Here is a 25040-nt window from a genome sequence, read left to right on the forward strand (position 1 = left end):
CGTGCACGTCGTGATGTTCGGCGACCAGCACGTCGAGACCCTCGGCGGGGCGCAGGTGTCGATGCGCCTGCAGCGCCGGTTCCTCGAGCTCGCCGGGCACACCGTCACGATCGTCGCGCCGTCCGTGCACGGTCCGCGCGGCAAGGAGATCGCGCCGGATGCCGCGTACCTCGACATGCCGTCGATGCCGATCACCGCGGACCGCGAGTACTCGACGTCGTGGCCCGGCGGGAGCACCGACCGGTGGGTGGATGCCGCGCTCGCCGCCCGTCCCGCCGTCGACGTGGTGCACGTGCAGGCCGACTTCTGGGGCGCGTTCATCGGGCACCGCTACGCCGCCCGGCACGGCTTGCCCGTGGTCCACACGATGCACAACCGGCTCGACGTGGGGATCGAGGCGACGATGCCCTTCCCGGCGCTGGTGCTGCGGACCCTGAATGCGTGGCAGCGGCGGGCGCTCGGCGTGCAGTCGAGCGCCGACGCCGAGGGCGGCGACGGCTGGGCGTACCTCCGCCGCTTCGCGGGACGCTCTCATGCCGTCACGGCACCGTCGGCCCATTTCGCACGCAGGCTCGAAGAGCATGGCGTGCTGCCGGGCGGTGCGCGCAGCATCCTGGATCTGCACTCGCACGGCTCGCGCGTCGATGTCGTGTGGAACGGGATCGACGACGAGATCCTCGACGCGACGCTGACGGCGGCTCCCGCCGAGCGCGCCCCAGGACCCGCGAGGCTCGTGTGGCTCGGCCGCATGAGCCCCGAGAAGCGCCTGCTGCCGTTCCTCGAGGCGCTCGCCGACTCGGGCGTGCGCGCCCACGTCGAGGTGATCGGGGGCGGGGGTCAGCTGGCAGCCGCGCAGCGGCTCGTCGAGAAGCGCCGGCCCGCGGCATCCGTCGCCTTCTCGGGGCGACTGCCGTACGCCGAGACGCTGCGACGCATCGCCGCCGCGGACGCCGTGGTGCAGACGTCGATCGGCTTCGAGACGCAGGGCATGACGCCCTTCGAGGCCGCATCGCTCGGCACCCCGTCGATCATCAGCGACCCTGACATCGGGGCCGAGCTGGGCGCGGGGTTCTGGCCCGTCGGCGACGGGAAGACGGCGGATGCCTCGTCCGGCGCGCTCGCTGATGCGCTGCGGGTGGCGGTGGCCGACATCGACGCGGGTACGCCGGTGGAGGTCGACCCGACCATCCGCGACCGGTTCCGGCAGTCGTCGCGGACGGCGGCGATGATCGAGGTCTACGAGCGGATCACCACCCGCTGACCTGCCCACCCGACCCGCGTCGCGAGCGACGGCGGGCCGGGGAGGGACGAGGGTCAGGGGAGGCGTGCCGGATCTGTGGGGAGACGGTGGTAGCCGTCGTTGCGGAGTGCCGTGATCGTCGAGGCGACCGCGACAGCGGACAGTGCTGCGAGAAGAATCACCATGAACATGGCAGAAACGCTACGCTTGCGCTGGGACTGCCAACAGTGGCAGGATGGACACGCATCGTACGAAAACTGCCACACCCCGACGCAGGAGGTTCGCCATGAAGACGGTCGCCGTCATCGTGCAGGACGGGTTCGCCCCGTTCGAGTTCGGAGTCGCGTGCGAGGCGTTCGGCCTCGACCGCACCGAGGACGGGATCCCGAACTTCGACTTCCGCATCGTCACGCCCGATCCGGGTGCGGTTCAGTCGAAGATGGGATTCTCGATCAACGTCGACCTCGACCTGTCGTTCGCCTACGAAGCCGACCTCGTCGTCGTCTCGCCGACGCCGCGCCAGTACTGGGCGCGCAGCACGTCCGACGAGCGCGTGGGCGATGTCATCCGCCATGCCGTGGCCCGCGACGCGTGGGTTCTGAGCGTCTGCAGCGGATCGTTCGTCGTCGCTGCCTCGGGCGTGCTCGACGGCCGCAAGGCGACGACGCACTGGATGTACGCCGACGCCATGGCGCGCATGTACCCCGAGGTCGACGTCGACCCCGACGTGCTGTACGTGCAGGACGGCCGCATCATCACGAGCGCCGGCACCGCCGCCGGCCTCGACGCGTGCCTGCACCTGCTGCGACAGGAGCTCGGCGCCGAGCTGACCAACAAGATCGCGCGGCGCATGGTCGTGCCGCCGCAGCGCGACGGCGGCCAGGCGCAGTTCATCGACCGGCCGCTCCCCGAGGTGGCGTCGCTGTCGCTCGCGCCCGTGACCGACTGGATGCTCGAGAACCTGCGCCTCGACCTCACCGTCGATCAGCTCGCCGCCAAGGCGCACATGTCGCCGCGCACGTTCGCGCGGCGGTTCAAGGCCGACTACGGAGCGACGCCCGCCGCCTGGCTCGCGCGCCAGCGCATCATCCACGCGCAGCGGCTCCTCGAGAAGACCGACCTGGGGCTCGACCGCATCGCGTACGAGAGCGGGTTCGGCTCGGCGGCGGTGCTGCGCCAGAACTTCGCCCGCGTGCTCGACACCACCCCCACCGCGTATCGCGCGCGGTTCTGCTGCACGCGCGAGGCGATGGAGGCGGCGGGGGTCGACGCCGCGACGGCACGCGAAGCGGTGCTCGAACCGGTCGCGTAACCACCCGCCGCGGGCGACGCCCCCGGCGGTGCGGGTCGCTACGGTGTGAGCGTGCGGATCGATCCGAGGCGGTGGTTCTCCCGCAAGACGACGGGGAAGGATGCCGCGGCCGGCCTGGTGCTCGGCATCGAGGCGGTCCCCGACGGTCTGGCCGCGGGGCTGCTCGCCGGCGTCAATCCGCTCGCGGGCCTCTACGCGTACCTCTTCGGCATGGCGGGGGCGGCGTTCTTCACCAGCAGCGCGTTCATGGCGGTGCAGGCGACGAGCGCGATGGCGCTGGTGGTGTCGGACGCCGACCTGGCGAGCCGCCCCGACCCGGACCGCGCGCTGTTCACGCTCGCGATCCTCACCGGGGTCGTGATGATCGTCGCCGGCATCCTGCGGGCGGGCCGGCTCGTGAGCTTCGTGCCGACGGCGGTGATGACCGGGTTCATCACCGCGATCGGCGTGAACATCATCCTCGGCCAGTTCTCGAACTTCACCGGCTACCCGGGCCGCGGGGCGAACCGCCTGCTCAAGACCTTCGACGTGCTCCTGCACATCGGCCAGTGGAGCGTCGCGTCCGTGGTCGTCGGCACCATCACGATCCTGCTCATCGTCGTGCTGCGCCCCACTCGCGTGGGCAGCCTCGGTCTCGTCGTCGCCGTCGTCGCGGGATCGGTCTGCGCCGTCCTCCTGAACCTGTGGGTCGGCGATCCCGTCGCACAGCTGCGCGACATCGTCGACGTGCCCCGCGGCCTCCCGGCACCCGTGCTGCCGAGTGTCGCCGACATCCCGGTCCTGCTCGTGCCGGCGGTGTCCCTCGCATTCATCGGCCTCGTGCAGGGCGCCGCCGTCTCGGCCGGCATCCCGACGACCGACGGCCGGCCCGCGAACGCGAACCGCGACTTCATCGGCCAGGGTGCCGGCAACGTCGTGTCGGGACTCTTCCAGGGAATGCCGGTGGGCGGGTCGATGTCGGGATCGTCGATCATCGTGCAGTCCGGCGCGAAGACCCGGCTGGCCCTGTTCATCGCCGCTGCGGTGATGGCCGTGGTCGTCTTCCTCGCGTCCGACCTCGTCGCCTACGTCGCGATGCCGGCCCTCGCCGGTCTGCTCATGGTCGTCGGGTTCGGCGCGATCAAGCCCAGCCGCGTCTACTCGGTCATCAAGTCCGGCCCGCTGCCGACCGCGATCATGGCCGTGACCTTCGGGCTCACGCTCATCATCCCGCTGCAGTTCGCGGTGCTCGCCGGCGTCGGGCTCGGGATCATCCTCTACGTCGGCCAGCAGTCCAACCGGGTGCGCGTGCGCGCCGTGCACGTGGAGCCGGGCGGCCGCCTGCGCGAATCCGACCCGCCCGCGGTCGTGCCGGCCGGAGAGGTGCTCGTGCTCCAGCCCTACGGCAGCCTCTTCTTCGCCAGCTCGCCGATCTTCGAGAAGCAGCTCCCCGAGGTGAGTCGCGCATCCCGCAACGCCGTCGTCATCGTGCGGCTGCGCGGCACCGACCAGATCGGGCTCTCCCTCGTCGACGTGCTGCGGCGATTCGCGCACGCCCTGCGGGACGCCGACTCGAGCCTCAAGGTCGTCGCGACGGAGGACCGGGTCATCGAGGCGCTGGCCGCCGGGGGACTCACCGGCGACATCGGCGAGGCGAACGTCTACCGGAGCTCAGAGTGGGTCGGTGAGACGCTCCGCCGCGCCTACGACGACGCGAGTGATGAGATCGCGCGGCGCGCGTGAGGGTCAGGGCCCGGCGATCGGGAACCAGAACGGGAAGTCCTCGAGCAGCGAGAACAGGCGGGCGACCGCGTCGCGATCGCCGTCGACCGCCATCGCGTCGACCGGCGACCCTTGGGCGCCGGCGGCGCCGAACACCGCTTTCGCGAGGTCGCCCCGGGTGGAGGTGACGCGGGCGTCGGCCGCCTCGAGCTCCTTGCCGGGCGTGTAGATCAGGCATCCGTTGCGCAGCTCGAGCGCATACGTCGAGGGGTCGCCGTCCGCGGCATCCGTCAACGACCACTGGATGCGGGATGCCGCAGCCTCCGCCCGCCGCGCGTCGAGCTTGATCCCCATGAAGTCGAAGATCATCTCGGGCGGCATCGCGCCGAGCACGTCGAGGGTGGCCAGCTGGATGGTGCCGAGGTCCTTCACGCCGCCGCGCAGCTCTTGGGCTCCCATGAGGTACTCGTTGCGCCACGTCGGGTTCTCGCACTGGTAGCCGAGCTGCTCGAGGGTGTCGGCCTGCAGGAGCGCTGCCTCGCGGTTGCCGGGGTCGGCGAAGACGAGGTGCGAGAGCAGTTCGGCCGCCCACCGGTAATCGCCGGCCTCGAACGCCGCACGCCCCGCGTCGAGCAGCGCGTCCGCGCCGCCTGCGAGCGCGACGTACCGCGCGCCGACCTCGGCGGGCGGCAGGCCGTGGAGGTGCGCGGGGTTCGAGTCGTACCAGCCGAGATAGCGCTGGTACACGGCTTTGGCGTTGTGGCTGACCGAGCCGTAGTAGTCGCGGTTGTACCACTGCGCCGACAGCGCCGGCGGCAGCTCGAGCTGCTCCGCGATCTCGAGCATCGTCTCGCCCTTGTTCGCGAGGTGCAGAACGCGGTCGTGGAGGAACTTGTACAGATCCCGCTGGTTCTCGAGGTAGGCCACGATGTCGTCGGTGCCCCAGCGCGGCCAATGGTGCTGCGCGAAGACGACGTCGGTGTTCTCGCCGAACAGCCGGATCGTCTCGTTGAGCGTCTTCCACCACGTCGCGGCGTCGCGCACCTGCGCGCCGCGGAGCGTGTAGAGGTTGTGCAGGGTGTGCGTCGCGTCCTCCGCCGCGCACAGCGCGCGATGCCGGGGGAAGTGGATGAGGAACTCCGACGGCGCCTCGGTGCCCGGCGCCATCTGGAACACCATCTCCACACCGTCGACCGTGCGGGTCTCGCCGGTGTCCTTCACGAGGTCGGTCGGCGCGACGAGCGTCGACGCACCCAGATTCGACAGGGCGTTCGCGAGTCCGGCGTTGACGTGGCCGCGGGGTCCAGGTGGGATCATCGGCCCGTACATGTAGGTCGCGCGCCGGGTCATGGCGTTGCCGGCGTAGACGTTCTCGGCGACCGCCTCGTAGAGGAAGCCCTCCGGCGCGATGACCGGGACCCGGCCGCCGTCGACATCCTCCTGGCTCACGATGGCGCGCGAGCCGCCGTAGTGGTCGGCGTGGCTGTGCGTGTAGATCAGGGCCGTCACAGGGCGGTCGCCGCGGTGGGCACGGTACAGCGCGAGCGCCGCCTGCGCGGTCTCGAAGTACACGAGCGGATCGATCACGATGACGCCCTCGTCGCCCTCGACGAAGGTCACGTTCGACAGGTCGAGGCCGCGCACCTGGTAGATGCCGGCGGTCACCTCGAAGAGCCCGTGGGGGTGGTTGACCTGGGCGTGCCGCCACAGGCTCGGGTGGACCGTGTCGGGCGCTTCGGAGTCGAGCACGAAGTCGTGGCCCGACACGTCGATGACCGGGATGCCGTCTGCGCGGCGGATGACGGGGTCGTCGATCGTCGCGATGAAGCCGCGCGCGCCGTCGTCGTAGTCTCGTCGGTCCGAGAGGGGAAGCCCGGCTGCGGCAGCGGCGTTGGCCCGTGCCGTGTGGCTCGTCGCGGGTTTGGGGGCGAGGGTGGGATCTTCGGCCATGTCGGCTCCTTCGATGGGGGCGGCGCTTTCACGGTAGCCGTCGACCGTCGTGCGTGCCATCGCGCGGACGAAGTTCCTGCTCCCTCTCCCGCACCGGTGGCGAGACTGCTAAACTTGAGTCACGACGACTCAAGTTTTCCCAATGCGCACGTCAGGAGACGCATGAACGCCACTCAGCAGCCCGGGCAGGAGGACGCGCGGAGCGCTCTCGAGCAGTTCGGCATCAACCTCACCGACCGCGCCCGCCAGGGCAAGCTCGATCCCGTCATCGGGCGCGACAGCGAGATCCGCCGGGTCAGTCAGGTGCTGACCCGCCGCACGAAGAACAACCCGGTGCTCATCGGCGAGCCCGGCGTCGGCAAGACGGCCGTCGTCGAGGGGCTCGCACAGCGCATCGTCGCGGGTGACGTCGCCGAGTCGCTCAAGGACAAGGAGCTCGTCACGCTCGACATCTCCGCCCTCGTCGCCGGCGCGATGTACCGCGGCCAGTTCGAGGAGCGCCTCAAGAGCGTCCTCAAGGAGATCACCGAGTCCGACGGGCGCATCATCACGTTCATCGACGAGCTGCACGTACTCATGGGCGCCGGCGGCGGCGAGGGCTCGGTCGCGGCGTCGAACATGCTCAAGCCCATGCTCGCGCGCGGCGAGCTGCGCCTCATCGGTGCGACGACGCTCAACGAGTACCGCGAGTTCATCGAGAAGGATGCTGCGCTCGAGCGTCGCTTCCAGCAGGTCTACGTCGGCGAGCCCAGCGTCGAGGACACCGTCGCGATCCTGCGCGGGCTCAAGGGGCGCTACGAGGCACACCACGGGGTGACCATCACCGACGGTGCGCTCGTCGCCGCGGCATCCCTCTCGAATCGCTACATCCCGAGCCGTCAGCTGCCCGACAAGGCGATCGACCTGATCGACGAGGCGATGAGCCGGCTCAAGATGGAGATCGACTCCAGCCCGCTCGAGATCGACCAGCTCCGCCGTCAGCTCGACCGCATGCGACTGGAGGAGCTCGCGCTCAAGAAGGAGAAGGACGACGCCTCGAAGGAGCGACTCGGGGCGCTGCGCGAGCACATGGCCACCGCCGAGGCCGAACTCTCGGCGCTCGAGCAGCGCTGGGAGCGCGAGCGGTCGAGCCTCAACCGCGTCGGCGAGCTGAAGAAGCAGCTCGAGGAGGCCGTCACCGAGCGCGACCGCGCGCTGCGCGAAGCGGACTACGCGCGGGCGTCGAAGCTCGAGTACGAGACGATCAAGCGGCTCCAGCTCGAGATCGCCGAGGCGGAGCGCACCGAGGTCATCGCCCCCGAGGACCGCATGGTCAACGAGCAGGTCACCGACGAGGACATCGCCGCCGTCATCGCCGCGTGGACGGGCATCCCGGTCGGCAGGCTGCTGCAGGGCGAGACCGAGAAGCTGCTGCATCTCGAGACGGAGCTCGGCCGCCGCCTCATCGGGCAGAAGGAGGCGGTGAAGGCCGTGTCCGACGCCGTGCGCCGCTCGCGCGCGGGCATCAGCGACCCCAATCGGCCCACCGGGTCGTTCCTGTTCCTCGGGCCGACCGGCGTCGGCAAGACCGAGCTCGCGAAGGCGCTCGCCGAGTTCCTGTTCGACGACGAGCACGCGATGGTGCGCATCGACATGTCGGAGTACGGCGAGAAGCACTCGGTATCGAGGCTCGTCGGCGCCCCTCCCGGATACATCGGCTACGAGCAGGGCGGCCAGCTGACCGAGGCCGTGCGCCGCCGGCCGTACTCGGTCGTGCTGCTCGACGAGGTCGAGAAGGCGCATCCCGAGGTGTTCGACGTGCTGCTGCAGGTCATGGACGACGGCCGGCTGACGGACGGGCAGGGCCGCACGGTCGACTTCAAGAACGTGATCCTGATCCTCACCTCGAACCTCGGCTCGCCGATCCTCATCGACCCGACGCTGTCGACCGAGCAGAAGCGCGAGCAGGTGCAGGGGCTCGTGCGCCAGGCGTTCAAGCCGGAGTTCGTCAACCGCCTCGACGACATCGTGATCTTCCAGGCGCTGACCGAGGACGACCTCGCGCAGATCGTCGAGCTCGCCGTGTTCGCGCTCCAGCGCCGGCTCAAGGACCGGCGGCTGACGCTGGCCGTGACTCCGGATGCCCGTGCCTGGCTCGCCGAGCGCGGCTACGACCCGGTGTTCGGCGCGCGCCCGCTGCGCCGGCTGATCCAGTCCGAGATCCAGGACCGCCTGGCGATGGCGATACTGGGCGGCGGCGTGCACGACGGCGACACGGTGCGGGTCGACGTCGCCGCCGACGGCTCGGGCCTCACGCTGGTGAGCGAGGGGCCCTCGCCCGCGACCGACTGACCGCCGCGGGTCTCCGGCAGGTCGGCGCAACCCGGGGTGCTTCGGCGAGGCGGCGTGAGAGCATCGGACGGTGCGCAACGTCCGGGCCCTGTGGGGGTCGACCCATCCCGGGCCGACGGTCGTGGTCAGCGTCCTCGCGCTCACGCTCGGGCTCGCCGTCGGTCTCGCGCCGTGGCGTCTCGCGCTGCTGACGCTCGCGGTCTTCGCCGGGCAGCTCTCGGTCGGCATCTCGAACGACGCCCTCGACGCCGACCGCGACCGCGCCGTCGGGCGCACCGACAAGCCGCTCGCCCGCGGGGACGTGTCGCTGCGGACGGCGTGGGCGGCGGCATCCGCTTGCCTGATTCTCGCGCTCGTGCTGTCAGCTCCGCTCGGGTGGCGGATGCTGGCGGCCCACGCGCTCTTCCTCGGTTCGGCCTGGGCGTACAACGCCGGGCTGAAGTCGAGCGTCTTCTCGATCGTGCCCTTCCTGGTGAGCTTCGGGATCTTCCCCTCGCTCGCGACGCTCTCGGCGCCGGAGCCGTCGTTCGCCCCGGGCTGGGCATGGGTCGCGGGTGCGGCTCTCGGCGCCGCCGTGCACCTCACCAATGTGCTGCCCGACCTCGAGGACGACGCCCGCACCGGCGTGCGGGGACTTCCGCACCGGCTCGGTCCGAGGGTGTCGGCGGTGACGGCGGCGGCCGCAGTGCTCGGCGGTGGGATCGCCGTGCTGCTGGGCGTCTCGGGCGGCGACCTGGGCGCGGTGGCGCCGGTGACGTGGGTGTTCTTCGTCGGCGTCGCCTTCGTCGCCGGCTGGACGATCGTGCGTGCGCTCGTGCGTCCGCCCGGGAGGATCCTCTTCCGCCTCGTCATGCTCGCGGCGCTCCTGCTCGCCGCGCAGCTCGTCGCGAGCGGCGCCGCCCTGACCGCCTGACCCTTGACCCCCCGCGCGGGGCGCCGAGGGGTCGCGAATCACCGTTCCGGTGGGGGTGAAACGGTGATCTGCGCGCTCTCGGCCCGATCTCGGGTGCCCGACCCTCCGCACGGGCGTCACGCGTCGGCGTCGAAGCCCATCGAGTAGGCGCGGGCGAAGACGCGGTCGGCGGGCGGGATCAGCATCGCCCGCACGAGCGCGCTGCGCGCGGCGTCCACACCCCGAGGAGCGCGCCGGCCGAGCGCGGTGTTCGCCGCGGCCAGGCGTGCGGCGGTGCGCGCCGACCGCACCCGCCGGGCCTCCCACCGCGCGAGGTCGGCGTCGGGGGCCTCGCCGGTCCGCACCCACGTCGCGAGCAGCGGTGCGAGGGTCGCGGCGTCGAGCAGGCCGAGGTTCATGCCCTGCCCGCCGATCGGGCTGACCTCGTGCGCGGCATCCCCGATCACGATCACCCGGCCGTTGCGCAGTCGCGGCGCGACGAAGCGGCGGACCCCGAAGGCGGTCGCGTCGGCGACGGACGCCTCGCCCTCGCCCCGTGCGGCGACGGCGTCGCGCAGCCGGGCCGCACGCGCGGCCGGCTCCGGGTCGGCTCCGGGGCGGTCCCAGGCCACGAAGCGCCGGTGCCCGTCGGGCAGCGGGAAGGACTCCAGCACCCCCGCGGGGTCGAGGTGGATCACGGCGAGGTCGTCGTCGGGACGGTCGCCGACCGCGGCATCCGCCATCAGATACCGGTCGGGGTAGTCGTGCGCGCGCCCCGCGCCACGGCGGAAGACCAGGTCGCGCCCGCCGGCGCCGGTCGCGACCACCACGATCGGAGCCGTGAGCTCGGTGGGCCGGCCGCCGATCCCGATGCGCACCCGCACGCCCTGGGGGCGCGGCGCGATCGACATCGCCGTGGCGCCGCGGGTCGGCTCGGGGGCGCCGGCGGCGAGCACCGACTCCGTCGCCGCCTGCGGCAGCGTGGCCACGAACGGGAAGCGCGTCGATCCGCGGACGAACCGGAGCGTGCCGAGCGTGCGCCCGCGCGACCTCGCTTCGCCGTGCGGGACGCGGGCGGCGACGGCCAGCAGGCGCTCGGTGATCCCGCCCGGTTCGAGCGCGGCGAGCACGGGCGCGTGCACGCCGATCGCGCGCGTGCCTCCGCCGGGGGCGGGGCGGCGTTCGTACAGGCCGACGTCGACTCCGCGGCGCGAGAGCTCGCCCGCCAGCAGCATCCCCACCGGCCCCGCCCCGATGACGACGACGTCAGGCACGCGGCGGCTCCGGCGCGGGGGCCGTTCCGCGTCCGACCGCGAGCAGGCGGAACGGGGCATGGCGACCGACCGACCACGCGCCCGGCGCCTCGTCGTCGAGAAGTCGCTGCAGTTCGTGCTGCGTGAAGCTGCGCCGGATCGATCGCAGGCCGTCGGTGCGCAGGAAGCTTCCGGGCGCGAACGGCGTGACCGCCACCGAGTACAGCACGTACGGCCGGCGGCCGCGGGCGATGTCGCTGTGCAGGACCAGCCCGTGAGACAGCTCGCGCGACTGGGCGAAGAACGTGGGGGCCTCAGCGCCGAGATGGTGCACGACGTGGTTGGAGATCACCACGTCGTACGTCTCGCCCGCCGCGACGAGGGTCGCGGCATCCGTCATGCGGAACTCCGCGTTCGGCGGCGACGAGCGTGCGACAGCGACCTCGTGCGAGCGGGGGTCGGGATCGACGCCCGTCCAGTGCACGTCGAACCCGTCGCGGGCCGCGAGGGCGGCGAGCCGCAGCACCAGGTCGCCCCCGCCCGAGCCGAGGTCGAGCACGCGGGCGGGCCGGTCCAGGGCAGCCAGGTACGGCGCGAGCTCGGCGCGATAGGTGGTGCCCCAGCCGGAGAACAGGCGGTTGATCGTGCCGAAGCGCCGCAGCGTCGCGCGCAGACGGCGGGGATCGCACGCCGGATCGTCCATGAGCTCCTCGAGCTCGAGGTCGCGGACGGCGAGGCTCATGCGCCCGCGGCCGCGCCGGCTGCTGCGACGGCCGCTGCGCCCGCGACGGCACCGACGACATGCGCCGCGGAGGTCGCCGCGTGCTCGGCGACCGGCTCGCCGAGCGACGCCGCGCGAGAGGTCGCACGCTTGGTGAGGAGCGCCGACTCCACCGTCAGCCCAGGACCGAATGCGAGGGCGGCGACGCGTGCGCCGTCCGCCACGGCGTCGTCGCGCAGCATCCGCTCGAGGATGAACATGATCGTCGCACTCGACATGTTGCCGAAGTCGCGCAGGACCGACCGCGACGCGTCGAGGGCCGACGGCGCGAGATCCAGCCCGCCCTCGACCCGGTCGAGCACGCTGCGCCCGCCCGGATGCACCGCCCACACGTCGGGCGTCGTCTCGCCCGCGAGGAAGCGGTCGACCGCGCCGCGGATCTCGCGTCCGACGATGCGCGGCACCTCGGCCGACAGGATCATCTCGAAGCCGTGGTCGCCGATGGTCCACACCATGTCGGCCTCGCCCTCCGACGTGAGCGCCGTGGCGAAGCGGTCCAGCTCGAGACCGCCGGCCCTCCCCGCATCGGGGTCGGCCGTCACGATCGCCGCCGCCGCGCCGTCGGCGAACACCGACGCCGCCACGATCTGCTGCGGGTCGGGCGACGGGCGGATGTGCAGCGTGCACAGCTCGACGCACACGACGAGCACGACGGCTGCGGGGTCGGACTCGGCGATCCGCGAGGCCAGGCGCAGGCCCGGCATCGCCGCAGCGCAGCCGATGAAGCCCAGGTGGTAGCGCTCGACGGTCGGGTCCAGGCCCAGGTCGCGCACGAGCCGGTAGTCGGGGCCGGGGGCGAAGAAGCCGGTGCACGAGACCGTCACGACGTGGGTGATGGCGGATGCCTCCACCGCGGCATCCGTCATCGCGGCCCTCGCCGCCTCGGCGTAGAGGGCGGGAGCGGTCCGCACGTAGACGTCGTTCCGCGTGCCCGTCGTCGGTCGCACCAGCCGGCCGTCGCCGTCGATGAACCGGGCGCCCTCGTCGCCGGGCACCCGTGCCGGGTCGCCGAGCTGCGACAGGACGGTGTGCCGGTGCTCGATGGCGGCGGCGTCGAACGCCGCGCCGATCAGCCGGGCGGTGAGACGGTCGACGCCGGGCTGCAGGGCGAACAGATCGCGCGCGGTGGCCTGCTCGACGCGGGTCGACGGGACGGCTGTTCCGATCGACACGATGCGCGGGCTCATGCTCACACCTAAGCATCCCGGCAGGGTCTGCGGGGCGGTCTTGTGCGAACCGACAGGTTCGTGCTGATCGTCCGTCGTCGTCGCGGGCGGCCTGGAGCGCTACCGTCGGACCATGCACATCGAGGGAACCGGCCGCTTCGTCTACTACGCGCAGTGGCCGGTCGCCGTGTTCCTCCCGGTGTTCTTCTTCCTCGGCCGGGGCAACCTCGGGGCCGGCGTCGGATGGCTGGGCTTCTTCGGCCTCGTATACGGACTCATCGTCATCGCCCTGCTGCTCGTGCCGCCGGCCCTCACGCTCTTCGACCGTGAGGTGCGGCGCGAGCGCGCGACCCGCCTGTCCTACGACATCGCGAGCGCCGTGCTCTGGCTCGGCTTCCTGCTCGGCGCGCTGACGGTTCCGGATGCCGGTGACAGCGGCCCCCTCGACACCGTGCTCATGGCGTGGTGGGGCATCACCGCGCAGACGTCGGCGGCGCTCTTCGCGATCAGCGCGGCGCTGATCGGACTCGCCTACCTCGCGCAGCTGGTGCTCGCCGTGCGCGGAATCGCGCGCGGGCGTGCGGCGGTGGCGAAGGGCTGAGGCGGCTCAGCCGTCGTCGCCCGCGCTCGCGGCGGTGTGCTGGTCGGGGAGCTCGCGCACCGTCCAGAACGGCGCGAACACGACGAACGCGGCGGATGCCAGCTGGCCGATCGCCCCGATCCACATCGTCGGCACGACGCCGAGCCACGTGCCGAGCGCGCCGGCGAGGAGCGCGGCGATGGGCATGACGCCCCACACCACGAACCGCACCGAGGCGTTCATGCGGCCGAGCAGCCGCGGCGGGGTGATCCGCTGACGGAACGTCACCTGCGTGATGTTGTACAGCAGCACGGTGAAGCTCATCACGAAGAACTGCGCCACGAGCAGCGGGAACGCGATCGACGGGGTGAGCGCGGCGACGGGCAGCAGCAGCGCGACGAAGCTGAACCCGAGCGCGCTGATCGGGATCGCGCGAGCCTCGCCGATGCGCTTCACGATGTGCGGTGTCGCCATCGCCCCGAGCAGGCCGCCGACCGCCGCGAGCGAGAAGATGAGGCCCAGCGACGCGGGGCTGAACCCGAGTTCGCGCAGCAGGAACAGGGGGAGCAGCGTCGTCGACACTGTGTTGAAGAAGTTCGACGTGCCGGTGGTGCCGACGATCCGCCGCAGCAGCTTCTCGGTGAAGACGAAGTGCAGGCCCTCCCAGATCTCGCGCAGGATCGGACCGCGCTCGGTCGGGTCGTGCGCCTCCTCGTGGTCGCGCGTGAACATCAGCGCGATGGCCGACACGACGTAGGTGCCGGCGGTCGCCAGCACCGCGAGCGGCGCCGCGATCACCCCGACCAGCCACCCGCCGATGCCCGGGCCGGCGATGTTCGCGAGCTCGTAGGTCGACTGCAGCTTGCCGTTGGCCTCGGCGATCTGGTCCGGGCGCACGAGCGACGGGACGATGCTCTGGTACGAGACGTCGAAGAACACGGTGGCGACGCCGACGACCACCGCCACCGCGATGAGGTGCCACACCTCCAGCACGCCCATCGTCCACAGCAGGGGCACGAGCGCCAGCGCCGCGGCGCGCACCAGGTCGGCGACGATCATGACGTGGCGCTTGCGCATGCGGTCGATCCACGCGCCTGCCGGCAGTCCGACGAGCAGGAAGGCCGCGACATTCGCCGCGTTGAGCGCCCCGACCTGGAACTCGGTGGCGTTGAGCAGCAGGACCGCCAGCACCGGGATGGCGAGCTCTGCGATCTGCGCGCCGAACTGGCTGAGCGCCTGCCCGCTCCACAGCGTCAGGAAGTTGCGGTCGCGCCAGAGCGAGCCGACCGGCGCCGCCGGTCGGCTCGGGAGCGTGCGGTCGTCCGGCCGGTTCGCGTCGGCGGGGTCGTCGGGCTGGTCCGCATCGGCGGCCGCGTCCGCGCGTGCGGCGGCGGAGGTTCCGGATGCCTCGGCCCGCGCCTCGGCCAGGATCATGTCGTCGACGTCGGCGTCGTCCGCGCGATCAGGTGATTGGGACATGCCAATCAGTTTCGACGACTGATTGAGGATTGTCAATCAGTCGTCTACCCTGGGCGGGTGGGAACGAGCGCGGACGATCAAGGCAGGCTTCCGGCGACCGGTCCCGAGGCCGAGGCCCGCATGCGGGCGCTGAGCTCGCCGCTGCGCCTGCGCGTCCTGAGGCTCTGCGCGTTCGAAGCCCGGACGAACAAGGAGCTCGCCGAGCTGCTCGGCATCAACCCCGGCACGATGCTCCATCACGTGCGCACGCTCGTCCAGACCGGGTTCCTCGTCGCCGAGGCCGACCGGGTGGGCGCCCAGGGCGCGCGCGAGGTCCCGTATCGTGCGACGGGGCTCTCGTGGCGCTCGCCGCTGCCCGAGCGCAGCCGCGTGCTGGTCGACGTGTTCCTCCAGCAGATCGAGGGCGTCGACCCCGAGACGGTCGACACGACATGGCTGGGGCTCAAGCTGAACGCCGAGCATCGCGAGGAGTTCCGCGACCGGCTGCGCGACCTGCTCGTCGAGTTCAAGGACCGCCCGGCCGATCCGGACGGGGAGACCTACTCGGTGTTCACCGCCTTCCATCCCGACCTCAACCCGCCGGGCTCCGGTCCCTCGCCCGGCGACGCCTGATCTCGTCCACGCCCGACGGGCACCACACCCCCCGACCCCTGCGTCCGGTGGCACGATGGAAGCAGCGATCGAGGGAGACGCCATGTCCGAGGCCTTCGTCTACGACGCCGTGCGCACGCCGCGCGGCAAGGGAAAGCCGACCGGCTCGCTGCACGCGGTGCGGCCGCACGAACTCGTGGTCGGCCTGGTCGACGCGCTCCGCGACCGACACCCGGGGCTCGATCCGGCCGCGATCGACGACGTCATCCTGGGCTGCGTCACGCCGCTCGGCGACCAGGGGTCCGACATCGCCAAGGTCGCCGCGCTCGCAGCCGGGCTGCCCGACACCGTCCCGGGCGTGCAGCTCAACCGCTTCTGCGGATCCGGTCTCGAGGCCGTCAACCAGGCGGCCGCCCGGGTGCGGTCCGGGTGGGAGGACCTCTTCCTCGCCGGCGGCGTCGAGTCCATGAGCCGGGTGCCGATGGGTTCCGACGGCAGCCCGTTCGCGACGGACCGGGCGGCCGCGATCGCCGCGGACTCGGTGCCCCAGGGCATCAGCGCCGACCTCATCGCGACACTCGAGGGCTACACGCGCGAAGACGTGGACCGCTTCGCCGCAGAATCCCACGAACGCGCCGCACGCGCCTGGCAGGAGGACCGCTTCGCCCGCTCAGTCATCCCCGTCACCGACTCCGAAGGCAGGATCGTCCTCGATCGCGACGAGACCATCCGCCCCGGGACGACCGCCGACACCCTCGCCGCCCTGCCCCCGGCGTTCGCAGCGATGGGCGCCGCCGGATTCGACGAGCTCGCGCTCTCGAAGTACCCGCAGGCCGGCGCCATCGACCACGTGCACCACGCGGGCAACTCGTCGGGGATCGTCGACGGAGCCGCCCTCGTGCTCATCGGCAGCGAGGCCGCCGGCGCCCGGCACGGGCTCCCGCCGCGCGCCCGCATCCGCTCGGCCGCTGTCGTGAGCAGCGAGCCGACGATCATGCTCACCGGTCCCGGCCCCGCCTCTCACCTGGCGCTCGAGCGGGCCGGCCTGACGATCCACGACATCGACCTGGTCGAGATCAACGAGGCCTTCGCCTCGGTCGCGCTCAAGCTCATGCGCGACCTCGGCGACTTCCCGCACGAGCGCACGAACGTCAACGGCGGCGCGATCGCGATGGGCCACCCGCTCGGCGCGACCGGGGCCATGATCCTCGGCACGCTCGTCGACGAGCTGGAGCGATCCGGCGGCCGGTACGGCCTGGCCACCCTGTGCATCGGCGGCGGCATGGGCGTCGCCACGGTGGTCGAGCGTCTCTGAGCCCATCGCCGGGCACAACCCCTGGACACCGCGCGGCCGGAGGCGGAGGCTGGCACCACTCACGACTGAGGAGGACACGCATGTTCACACCCGACCGCGCCTTCAGCGGCTTCGCCGTCCGCGACATCGACGAGGCGAAGAAGTTCTACGGCGACACCCTCGGCATGCCCGTGGAACTCGGAGAGATGGGGATCCTCGAGCTCAAGCTCGGCTCCGGGGCGAGCGTGATGGTGTACCCCAAGGCCGACCACGAGCCCGCGGTCTTCACGATCCTGAACTTCGACGTCGACGACGTCGAAGCCGCGGTGGACGACCTCAACGCCCGCGGCGTCGTCACGAAGATCTACGACGATTCGGAGTTCCCGACCGACGCGAAGGGCATCGCGCACGGCATGGGTCCCGACATCGCGTGGTTCCGCGACCCGTCGGGCAACGTCATCTCGGTCCTCAAGGCGAGCTGACCCGAAGGGGACAGACGAGCGGATGCCCCGCCCCCGCGCACACGGCGCGGGACGGGGCATCCGGAACAGCGGTGATCAGCGCGCGAGCGCCTCGGAGAGCTTGACGCGACCGCCCATGCGCAGCAGCGAGTTCTCGTAGATGCGGGCGCCGACGAGGATCGCCGCAACGCACGTCGCGATGAGGATCGCGAGCGAGAGCAGCGGCTCCCACCACTGCGCCTCGCCGAGGAACAGGCGCATCGGCATGCCGACGGGCGCCGAGAACGGCACGTACGACATGATCCCCAGCACGAGCGGGTTGTCGAAGAAGAAGATCACCAGGAAGTACGGCGCCATCACCAGCATCGTGAGCGGTGTCGTGGTCGATCCGATGTCCTCCATGCGCGACACCATCGAGGCGGCCGCCGCGAACAGCGCGGCGAGCAGGATGAAGCCGAAGAGGAAGAACACGGCGAACCACGCGATGGGTCCGCCGAGGCCCTGGAGCAGCGCCGTCTGGTCGGTCACCGTCAGCCCGACGATCGCGATCGCGGCGAGCAGCAGGATCTGACCTATCGCGAGGATCGTGTTGCCGATGACCTTGCCCGCGAGCAGCGACCGCACCGGGATCGCCGAGATGAGCAGCTCGACCACGCGGGTCTGCTTCTCTTCGACGACGCTCTGCGCGATCGTGCCGCCGAACATCGACGCGGCGAAAAGGAAGACGATGCCGAAGCCGATCGCCACGAGGTAGGCGAGTGCGTCGTTGCCCTCCTCCGGCTCGAGCAGCTCGACCGTGGGCGTCTGCGCGAGCTGGAGGAGCAACTGCGACGGCGCGTCGGACTCGGCGATGACCGCGAGCCCGACGGGCGACTCGGGGTCGACGACGATCGCCGCGTCGACGTCGCCGCTCTCGACGAGCGCCACGGCCTCGTCGCGATCGGCGACCTCGGTCAGGTCGAGACCCTGCGCGTTCTCGACGGCCGCCGCGGCGTCGGCCGTCACGGCCACCGGCGTGCCCTCGTTGTTCGCGGCCGCGAAACCGCCCCAGATGACGAGCGCGAGCGCGCCCAGCAGCAGGATCGCCGTCGAGATGACGAAAGCCTTGCTGCGCAGCTTCGAGCCGATCTCGCGCTCGGCGACGAGCCAGATGCCCTGCGCGGTGCCGAGGGTCGGGGTGGAGGAGCGGGTTGCGGTGCTCACTGGATGACCTCCTTGAAGATCTGAGCGAGGGTCGGATGCTGCGGAGCGAAGCTCGCGACATCGCCCTGGTCGACGGCCCGGCGCAGCACGCGCTGGGCGGTCTCGTCGGTGTCGGCGTCGAACACGGCGTAGCCGCCGTCGAAGTCGAGGACCTCGACGCCGGGCTCGGTGCGGAGCCAGCCCGCGTCGCCCGTCGAGACGAGCTCGAACCGGCGCGTGGAGTGCCGGGCGCGCAGCTCGTCACGGGCGCCCGCCGCGCGGATCGTGCCGCCCGCGATGATGACCAGGTCGTCGCACAGGCGTTCGACCACGTCGAGCTGGTGCGACGAGAAGAGCACGGCCGCACCGGCGGCGGCGCGCTCCTGCAGCACGGCGGCGACGACGTCGACGGCGAGCGGGTCGAGGCCCGAGAACGGCTCGTCGAGGATCAGCACTTTCGGGTCGTGCACGAGTGCTGCGGCGATCTGCGCGCGCTGCTGGTTGCCGAGCGAGAGCGTCTCGACGTTGTCGTTCAGGCGCTCGCCGAGCCCGAGCTGCTGGAGCAGCGCGGTGGCGCGGGTGGAGGCATCCGCCTTCGAGAACCCGTGCAGGCGCGCGAGGTACACGATGTGCTCGAGCACCTTCATCTTGGGATAGAGCCCGCGTTCCTCGGGCATGTAGCCGAAACGGCGGCGATCGGATGCCGTCACCTCGGCGCCGTCGAGCGCGACGGTGCCGGCATCCTTGGCCAGCACGCCCAGCACGATGCGCATCGTCGTGGTCTTGCCGGCGCCGTTGCCCCCGACGAAGCCGGTGAGCCGGCCGGGTTTGACGTCGAACGACACGTCATCGAGCGCCGGCCTCCCCGCGTAGCTCTTCGTGATCCCCGTCAGCTGCAGCATCGCGCTCCTCCTGTGTCTTCCCCCGGTGTGCTTCCACGCTACGGACCCGGCCATGCGGCGGCATCCCCCTTACGGCGGGTTCGTGCTCTCCGCCACCCGGAGGAAACATGAGGAAATCTTCATTCAGTGGAATAGATATCGGCGGCGCAGGCTTGCACCCGAGTGGAACGTCCACGGTGGTCCCCGCCGGGGACCCCTTTCTGTTTATGGAGGAACTCGCCCATGTCCGACCGGACCATCGGCTACATCGTCGGCAGCATCTCGTCGACCTCGATCAACCGCCGCCTCGCCAAGGCGCTCGAGCGACTCGCCCCCGAGGGCACGACCCTCGTCGAGATCCCGATCAAGGACCTCCCCTTCTACTCGCCCGACTTCGACGCCGACTTCCCGCAGGTCGCGCGCGACTTCAAGGACGCCATCGACGAGGTCGACGGCGTGATCATCGTCACCCCCGAGTACAGCCGCTCGATCCCCGGCGTGCTCAAGAACGCGCTCGACTGGGCCGCCCGCCCGTGGGGCCAGGGCTCGTTCAACGGCAAGCCCACCGCCGTGATCGGCACCTCGCAGGGCGGCATCGCGACCGCCGCCGCGCAGCAGCACCTCAAGGCGATCCTGAGCCACTACAACGCCCCGACGCTCGGCCAGCCCGAGGGCTACGTCCAGACCACGCCCGGCCTCTTCGCCGACAACGGCGAGGTCACCAACGACCAGACGGCCGAGTTCCTCGTCGGCTACCTCGAGGCCTTCGGCGCGCTGGTCGACCGCTACGCGCAGGTTCCAGTCGCGGCCTGATCCCCTGCGCGAACGCCCCGGCCCCCTCCCCGGGCCGGGGCGTTCGCCGTTGGTCAGACCAGGCCGTGCCGATGGGCGTAGACGACGGCCGCGACGCGGTCGCGGGCACCGAGCTTCTGCAGCACGTTCGAGACGTGCGTCTTGACCGTCGCCTCGCCGATGTACAGCCGCTGCGCGATCTCGGCGTTGCTGAGCGCCTGCGCGACGAGCGCGAGAACCTCGCCCTCGCGCTCGGTGAGGTCGACGCCCCCGCGACGCGCGGCGGGCGCGACCCTGGGGGGAGCGGATGCCTCGCCCTCGGCGAACCGCGCGATCACGCGCCGCGTCACCTCGGGCGCCAGCAGGGCGTCGCCGGCCGCGGCGACCCGCACGGCGGCGACGAGCTCCTCGGGTCCGGCGTTCTTCAGCAGGAATCCGCTGGCACCGGCGGCCAGCGACGCGAACAGGTAGTCGTCGCGGTCGAACGTCGTGACGATGACCACCGCCGACTCGACGTCCGGATCGGCGACGATGCGACGGGTCGCTTCGAGGCCGTCCATGTCGGGCATCTGCACGTCCATGCACACGACGTCGGGGTGCAGAGCGGATGCCGCGGCCACCGCCTCGACGCCGGTCGAGGCCTCCCCGACCACGGCGATCCCCTCGGCGGCCTCGAGGATCATGCGGAACCCCGCCCGCATGACGGCGTGATCGTCGACGAGGAGCACCCTGATGGGCGCGCCGCTCATGCGCCGACCCGCTCGCCGAGCGGGACGCGCAGGCGCACCAGGAAGCCTCCGCGCGTGCGGGGCGCGGCCTCGAGCGTGCCGCCCGACGCCGCCGCGCGCTCGCGCATCCCGACGATGCCCAGGCCTGGGCGGAGGGCAGGCGCGATCCGCCCGGAGTTCACGATCTCGAGTTCGATCGCGTGGTCGGCATAGCGCAGGCGCACGTCGGCTGCGGCATCCGGTCCGCCGTGGCGGCGCGCGTTCGTGAGCGCCTCCTGCGCGACCCGGTAGATGTTCACCTGCACGAGGTCGGGCACCTCGGTCTCGTCGCCGACGACGGTGAGGGTCGTCGGCAGGCCGTTCTCGTTCGCGTGGGCGACGAGCTCGGCGATCCCCGCGAGGCGCACGGTCGACGCGTTGGGCGGCTCGCCGTCGGGGGTGCGGAGGGTCTCGAGCAGCTGGCGCAGGTCGTCGAGGGCGGAGCGAGCGGATGCCTCGACCCCGGCGAGCGCGCTGCGCGCGGAATCCGGATCGCGGTCCATCACGGCGCGCGCGGCGCCCGCCTGCACACCCATGGCCGACACGTGATGGGCGACGACGTCATGCAGTTCGCGGGCGATGCGCACGCGGTCGAGTGCGACGGCCTGCGCGGCCGTCACCTCGCGCTCGCTCTCGAGCTCGCGGGTGCGCTCTTCGAGGGTCGCCCGCTCGAGCGCTGACGCGTACGCGCGATCGCCCATGTAGTACGCACCGCCGAAGAACGCGGCGTTCACCAGGAACTGGATCAGCATGAACGCCACGAACGGGGAGAAGAGCCCTTCGCGCGACAGGCCCTCGTCGGTCGGTCCGGTCGCCGCCTGGAACGTGTTCACCATGAGCCACACGAACATGCCCACGATGATCGCGACGCGCACCCACACGGCGCGGCGCCGGTCATCGACCCAGGCGCCGACCGTGTACATCGCGATGAACAGCGCGATGTTGCCGACGTACAGCTCGGGGATGCGCAGCGAGACACCCAGGAAGAAGACGAGGGCCACCACGACGGCGACGATCTCGGGGAAGCGACGACGCAGGGCGAGCGGCGCGGTGAGGCCGAACGAGTAGAGCAGGGCCCACTGCATGCCCTGCGCGGTCTCGTCGCCGTACACCCCTGCGAGGGTCCCCAGCGCGGCGCTCAGCACCGCACCGAGCAGCAGGCCGCCCGCGAGCCAGACGTCGTTCCGCCGATCTCCCGCGGTGGCGGGGGGTCGCCGTCGCGCGGCGGTGATCTCGGACATCCCTCCACGCTACGGCGGAGCGCCGGGCGGGGCATCCGTCATGCGGGGGAGAAGTCGCTACTTGCTATTGACAAGCGCAGTTGTTTTTTGCAAGTATCGGCCCACCGCCGCGGCGCAGGCCCGGCATCACGGATCGGCTAGGAGCAAGGCAATGACGCACATCTTCGTCAACATCCCGACGAACGACCTCGAGAGGGCGAAGTCGTTCTACACGTCGCTCGGCGCGGGCATCAACCCGCTGTTCACCGACGACAACGCCGCGTGCATCGTGTGGGACGAAAACGTGTTCTTCATGGTGCTGACGCGCGAGTACTTCGCGACCTTCACCGAGAAGCAGATCACCGACCCGACCACGCACGCGCAGGTGCTCATCGCGCTCAGCCGCGACTCGCGCGAAGAGGTCGACAAGATCGTCGAGGCGGGTCTCGCCAACGGCGGCACCGAGCCGACCGAGCCCAAGGACTACGGATTCATGTACAGCCGCGACCTCGAAGACCCCGACGGCAACGGCATCGAGTTCGTCTTCATGGAGCCGCAGGCGGCGGAGCAGGGTCCGGACGCCTACGTGGCGGAGCAGGCGCAGGCGTAGGTGGCCTCCCGCAGCTACGGGCAGTACTGCGGGGTCACGACGGCCGTCGAGCTGATCGGCGAGCGCTGGGCACTGCTCATCGTCCGCGATCTGCTCGTCGGCCCCCGCCGCTACACCGACCTCAAGCAGGGGCTGCCCAGGATCCCCACGAACATCCTCTCCACGCGACTGAAGGAGCTGCAGGAGGGAGGGATCGTGCGGCGCGTGCCGCTGATGAACTGCGGTCTCGTCTACGAGCTGACGCCGTACGGCCGCGAGCTCGAGCCGATCGTGCTCGCGCTCGGCCGGTGGGGCTTCCCGCAGATGGGCGACCCTGCTCCCGAAGACGTCGTGACAGCGGACTCGCTCACGATGGCGCTCCGCACGGCATTCCGAGCGGATGCCGCGGCCGACCTCCCGTCGGCCGATTACGAGGTGCACATCGCCGACGTCGTCCTGCGGGTCCAGGTCGACGGAGCGCAGCTGCGCATCGCACAGCTCGCGCCGCCCGCCCCTCCGGTCGGGGGCCGGCTGCCCGCCGGGGAGCCCGAGCTCGTCTTCGCGGCGGGCCCGGGCATCCGCCGGCTCATCTCCGGCGAACTCACGCCCGCCGAGGCGATCGACCGCGAGGTGCTCGCGGTCGTGTCGGGCGACGCGACCCTTCTCGAGCGGTTCGCCGCGACGTTCCACATCGACCCGACGGGTGCGTCGGGTCTTGCGGCATGAGCGGATGCCGCGACACGCGCTCACCCGCCTCGCGTCAGAAGATCATCGGGCGATCGTCGTCGTCCGGGCCCTCGAGATCGAGGTCGACGACCACCGGCACGTGGTCGCTCGGCGCTTCGCCCTTGCGCTCGTTGCGGTGGATCGCCGCGCCCGCGACGGCCTCGGCGACCGCGTGCGACCCGAGGATGAAGTCGATGCGCATGCCCTCGTTGCGGGGGAAGCGCAGCTGCTTGTAGTCCCAGTACGTGTAGCCCGTCGGCACGAGCGGGCGCACGACGTCGATGAGCCCGGCGCTCTGGAGAGCTGCGAACGCCTCGCGCTCGGGCGGTGAGACGTGGGTCGCGAAGCCCTGCACAACGGTCGGGTCACCGTTGTCGGCGTCGGTCGGGGCGATGTTGAAGTCGCCCACCAGCGCGAGCGCGAGGTCGGGGTTCGTTGTGAGCGACTTGCGCGTGTAGTCCGCGAGGGCTTCGAGCCAGTGGAGCTTGTAGAAGTAGTGGGGGTCGCCGAGCGATCGGCCGTTGGGGACGTACAGGCTCCAGACCTCGACCCCGCCGACCGTCGCGCCGATCGCGCGGGCCTCCTGCGGGGCATCCGGACCGTCGTGCCCCTTCTCGAACCCGGGCATGCCCGGAAACGCGGTGCGCACGTTCTCGAGCGGCTCACGACTCGCGATCGCGACGCCGTTCCACTGCGAGAACCCGTGCGCCTCGACGTGGAAGCCCGCGTCTTCGAACGCGGCGAAGGGGAACTGCTCGACCTTGCACTTGATCTCCTGCATGGCGAGCACGTCGACATGCTCGCGTACGGCGAAGTCGACGATGCGGTCGACGCGGGCGCGGATCGAGTTGACGTTCCAGGTGGCCAGGCGCATGGCCTCCAGCCTAGGACGGGTGGCCGACGCCGTCAGACGCGTGCGACGACCTCGATCGCCGACTCGTGCTCGAGGTCCTCGGCGACGAGGTTGATCACGTGACCGGGGTATGGCGGCGGCGTGCGGGTCAGCCGCCGAACTCGGCGACCGTGACCACGGGCGTCTGATTCGCGTTGCACGCCTGCTGGATCGCGGCGTTCGCCCCCTCGGTGCCGGCGACCCAGGCGCCGGGGGTGCGCGCGGGGTCGGCGACGATGCCCTGCAGGTCGGAGAACTCGTCGGCGAGCTCCGATTCCGCGGCCTCGGCGAGCTCCTGGAGATCGGCTGACGCGGCGTCGACGCGTGCCCTCCACTCGTCCTCGCCGAAGGCCTGATACGTGGTGAAGCCCTCGTCGGCGTTGAAGAGCGCACTGGAGATCTCGGCGAAGCTCGCGCAGTCGGCGGTCAAGGCTTCGTCGTACGCGAACGGGGCGGTCAAGAAGGTGGGCGCGGCCATCCAGTCGACGCCGTCGGCGACGACGACGTAGAGCGTCGCTCCGGTCTGCTCGCTCACCGGCCAGGTCAGTGACCGGGTGCCGTCGCACGTGCCCGACAGGGGCGCCTGACCGAGGGCCATCGAGTCGCCCAGTTCGACGGAGAAGTGCTCGCCCCCGTTGCACGAGAAGGCGATGACGACCGACTGCGCGCCGGCGGGGATCGGGAAGTCGACCCCCGGGAACTCCGGTGTCGATCCGGTCCCCGACACCGCCTCCGCCGGCAGGGTCGTCGGCGCCGTCGCGGCGGCGCTCGGCGTCGAGTCGCCCGCGCCCTCGCCGGCGGATCCCGTCGCGCACCCGCCCAGAGCGACCGCGGCGACCACGCCGATCAGGACTGCCGTGGCGGAGCGCACCGTGGTGGCGAGAGGGGAGAGGGTCGAGGCGGCCATGAGTTCTCCTTCGGAACGCTGCCCGCTCTGTCTACCAGCCGATGGGAGAGCGC

The 25040-nt window shown here is 71.5% G+C and carries 23 protein-coding genes; 12 read left to right on the forward strand and 11 right to left on the reverse strand.

Features of this window, described 5'->3' with window-relative positions; translation table 11 throughout:
• Window position 1: 1 nt before the first annotated feature.
• The 3 genes from OB08_RS03955 (at window position 2) to OB08_RS03965 (ending at window position 4274) form a co-directional block, all read left to right on the forward strand.
• Window positions 2–1261: a glycosyltransferase gene (locus tag OB08_RS03955; protein ID WP_461472337.1), complete on the forward strand. Its 1260-nt coding sequence runs from the start codon at window positions 2–4 to the stop codon at window positions 1259–1261.
• Between the two features lie 265 nt (window positions 1262–1526).
• A complete protein-coding gene (locus OB08_RS03960; protein WP_461472339.1) occupies window positions 1527–2552 on the forward strand; it encodes a GlxA family transcriptional regulator in 1026 nt (341 codons plus the stop codon).
• A 51-nt stretch (window positions 2553–2603) separates the two neighbouring features.
• Window positions 2604–4274, forward strand: a complete 1671-nt coding sequence (locus OB08_RS03965) for a SulP family inorganic anion transporter (protein ID WP_461472341.1) — start codon at window positions 2604–2606, stop codon at window positions 4272–4274.
• 3 nt (window positions 4275–4277) lie between these two features.
• Here OB08_RS03965 and OB08_RS03970 read toward each other — a convergent pair whose 3' ends face one another.
• The gene (locus OB08_RS03970) at window positions 4278–6203 is read right to left on the reverse strand and encodes an alkyl/aryl-sulfatase (RefSeq protein WP_461472343.1); all 1926 of its coding nucleotides are present in this window, start codon (window positions 6201–6203) and stop codon (window positions 4278–4280) included.
• Between the two features lie 162 nt (window positions 6204–6365).
• Here OB08_RS03970 and OB08_RS03975 point away from each other — a divergent pair, with 162 nt between their 5' ends.
• Together OB08_RS03975 and OB08_RS03980 are read left to right on the forward strand one after the other, a co-directional pair.
• Entirely contained in the window at window positions 6366–8534 is a 2169-nt protein-coding gene (locus OB08_RS03975; protein WP_461472345.1) for an ATP-dependent Clp protease ATP-binding subunit, read from the forward strand.
• 70 nt (window positions 8535–8604) lie between these two features.
• On the forward strand, window positions 8605–9447 hold the full coding sequence (locus OB08_RS03980) for a UbiA family prenyltransferase (RefSeq protein WP_461472347.1): 843 nt from the start codon (window positions 8605–8607) through the stop codon (window positions 9445–9447).
• A 116-nt stretch (window positions 9448–9563) separates the two neighbouring features.
• Here the strand turns inward: OB08_RS03980 and OB08_RS03985 are convergent, their stop codons facing one another.
• The 3 genes from OB08_RS03985 to OB08_RS03995 are packed head-to-tail and all read right to left on the reverse strand — an operon-like array spanning window position 9564 to window position 12647.
• On the reverse strand, window positions 9564–10700 hold the full coding sequence (locus OB08_RS03985; protein WP_461472349.1) for an FAD-dependent oxidoreductase: 1137 nt from the start codon (window positions 10698–10700) through the stop codon (window positions 9564–9566).
• Complete coding sequence (locus OB08_RS03990) at window positions 10693–11421, reverse strand: methyltransferase domain-containing protein (protein WP_461472351.1); 729 nt, start codon at window positions 11419–11421, stop codon at window positions 10693–10695. Before OB08_RS03990 ends, OB08_RS03985 begins: the two co-directional genes overlap by 8 nt.
• Window positions 11418–12647 (reverse strand): type III polyketide synthase, encoded by a 1230-nt coding sequence (locus tag OB08_RS03995; protein ID WP_461472353.1) that lies wholly within the window; start codon window positions 12645–12647, stop codon window positions 11418–11420. The genes OB08_RS03990 and OB08_RS03995 overlap by 4 nt, the downstream gene beginning before the upstream one ends.
• Window positions 12648–12759: 112 nt before the next feature.
• Between OB08_RS03995 and OB08_RS04000 the strand changes: the two genes are divergently transcribed.
• Window positions 12760–13227 carry a class I SAM-dependent methyltransferase gene (locus OB08_RS04000; protein WP_461472355.1) on the forward strand — a complete coding sequence of 156 codons (468 nt, stop codon included), beginning with the start codon at window positions 12760–12762 and terminating at the stop codon, window positions 13225–13227.
• 6 nt (window positions 13228–13233) lie between these two features.
• Here the strand turns inward: OB08_RS04000 and OB08_RS04005 are convergent, their stop codons facing one another.
• A complete protein-coding gene (locus OB08_RS04005) occupies window positions 13234–14685 on the reverse strand; it encodes an MFS transporter (protein ID WP_461472357.1) in 1452 nt (483 codons plus the stop codon).
• Between the two features lie 57 nt (window positions 14686–14742).
• On the opposite strand from OB08_RS04005, the gene OB08_RS04010 reads away from it, so the two are divergent.
• The 3 genes from OB08_RS04010 to OB08_RS04020 all read left to right on the forward strand — a co-directional run bounded on the left by OB08_RS04010 (window position 14743) and on the right by OB08_RS04020 (window position 17052).
• Complete coding sequence (locus OB08_RS04010; RefSeq protein ID WP_461472359.1) at window positions 14743–15297, forward strand: ArsR/SmtB family transcription factor; 555 nt, start codon at window positions 14743–14745, stop codon at window positions 15295–15297.
• Window positions 15298–15379: 82 nt separating this feature from the next.
• Window positions 15380–16591: an acetyl-CoA C-acetyltransferase gene (locus OB08_RS04015; protein ID WP_461472361.1), complete on the forward strand. Its 1212-nt coding sequence runs from the start codon at window positions 15380–15382 to the stop codon at window positions 16589–16591.
• 80 nt (window positions 16592–16671) lie between these two features.
• Window positions 16672–17052, forward strand: a complete 381-nt coding sequence (locus OB08_RS04020) for a VOC family protein (RefSeq protein WP_461472363.1) — start codon at window positions 16672–16674, stop codon at window positions 17050–17052.
• Window positions 17053–17127: 75 nt separating this feature from the next.
• Here OB08_RS04020 and OB08_RS04025 read toward each other — a convergent pair whose 3' ends face one another.
• Entirely contained in the window at window positions 17128–18234 is a 1107-nt protein-coding gene (locus tag OB08_RS04025) for an ABC transporter permease (protein ID WP_461472365.1), read from the reverse strand.
• Complete coding sequence (locus OB08_RS04030) at window positions 18231–19115, reverse strand: ABC transporter ATP-binding protein (RefSeq protein ID WP_461472367.1); 885 nt, start codon at window positions 19113–19115, stop codon at window positions 18231–18233. Before OB08_RS04030 ends, OB08_RS04025 begins: the two co-directional genes overlap by 4 nt.
• Window positions 19116–19337: 222 nt before the next feature.
• Between OB08_RS04030 and OB08_RS04035 the strand changes: the two genes are divergently transcribed.
• Window positions 19338–19907 (forward strand): NADPH-dependent FMN reductase, encoded by a 570-nt coding sequence (locus tag OB08_RS04035; protein ID WP_461472369.1) that lies wholly within the window; start codon window positions 19338–19340, stop codon window positions 19905–19907.
• 53 nt (window positions 19908–19960) lie between these two features.
• Here the strand turns inward: OB08_RS04035 and OB08_RS04040 are convergent, their stop codons facing one another.
• Entirely contained in the window at window positions 19961–20635 is a 675-nt protein-coding gene (locus OB08_RS04040) for a response regulator (protein ID WP_461472371.1), read from the reverse strand.
• Window positions 20632–21894, reverse strand: coding sequence for a sensor histidine kinase (locus OB08_RS04045; protein WP_461472373.1), 1263 nt, complete (start codon window positions 21892–21894; stop codon window positions 20632–20634). The genes OB08_RS04040 and OB08_RS04045 overlap by 4 nt, the downstream gene beginning before the upstream one ends.
• A 151-nt stretch (window positions 21895–22045) precedes the next feature.
• On the opposite strand from OB08_RS04045, the gene OB08_RS04050 reads away from it, so the two are divergent.
• Complete coding sequence (locus OB08_RS04050) at window positions 22046–22483, forward strand: VOC family protein (RefSeq protein WP_461472375.1); 438 nt, start codon at window positions 22046–22048, stop codon at window positions 22481–22483.
• A complete protein-coding gene (locus OB08_RS04055; protein ID WP_461472377.1) occupies window positions 22484–23188 on the forward strand; it encodes a winged helix-turn-helix transcriptional regulator in 705 nt (234 codons plus the stop codon). It abuts the gene before it with no gap.
• A 34-nt stretch (window positions 23189–23222) separates the two neighbouring features.
• Here OB08_RS04055 and OB08_RS04060 read toward each other — a convergent pair whose 3' ends face one another.
• Both OB08_RS04060 and OB08_RS04065 read right to left on the reverse strand, forming a co-directional pair.
• Window positions 23223–24062, reverse strand: coding sequence for an exodeoxyribonuclease III (locus OB08_RS04060; RefSeq protein ID WP_461472379.1), 840 nt, complete (start codon window positions 24060–24062; stop codon window positions 23223–23225).
• A 127-nt stretch (window positions 24063–24189) separates the two neighbouring features.
• A complete protein-coding gene (locus OB08_RS04065; RefSeq protein ID WP_461472381.1) occupies window positions 24190–24987 on the reverse strand; it encodes a hypothetical protein in 798 nt (265 codons plus the stop codon).
• Window positions 24988–25040 lie beyond the last annotated feature (53 nt).

It is taken from the genome of Microbacterium sp. HJ5, from assembly GCF_054824025.1.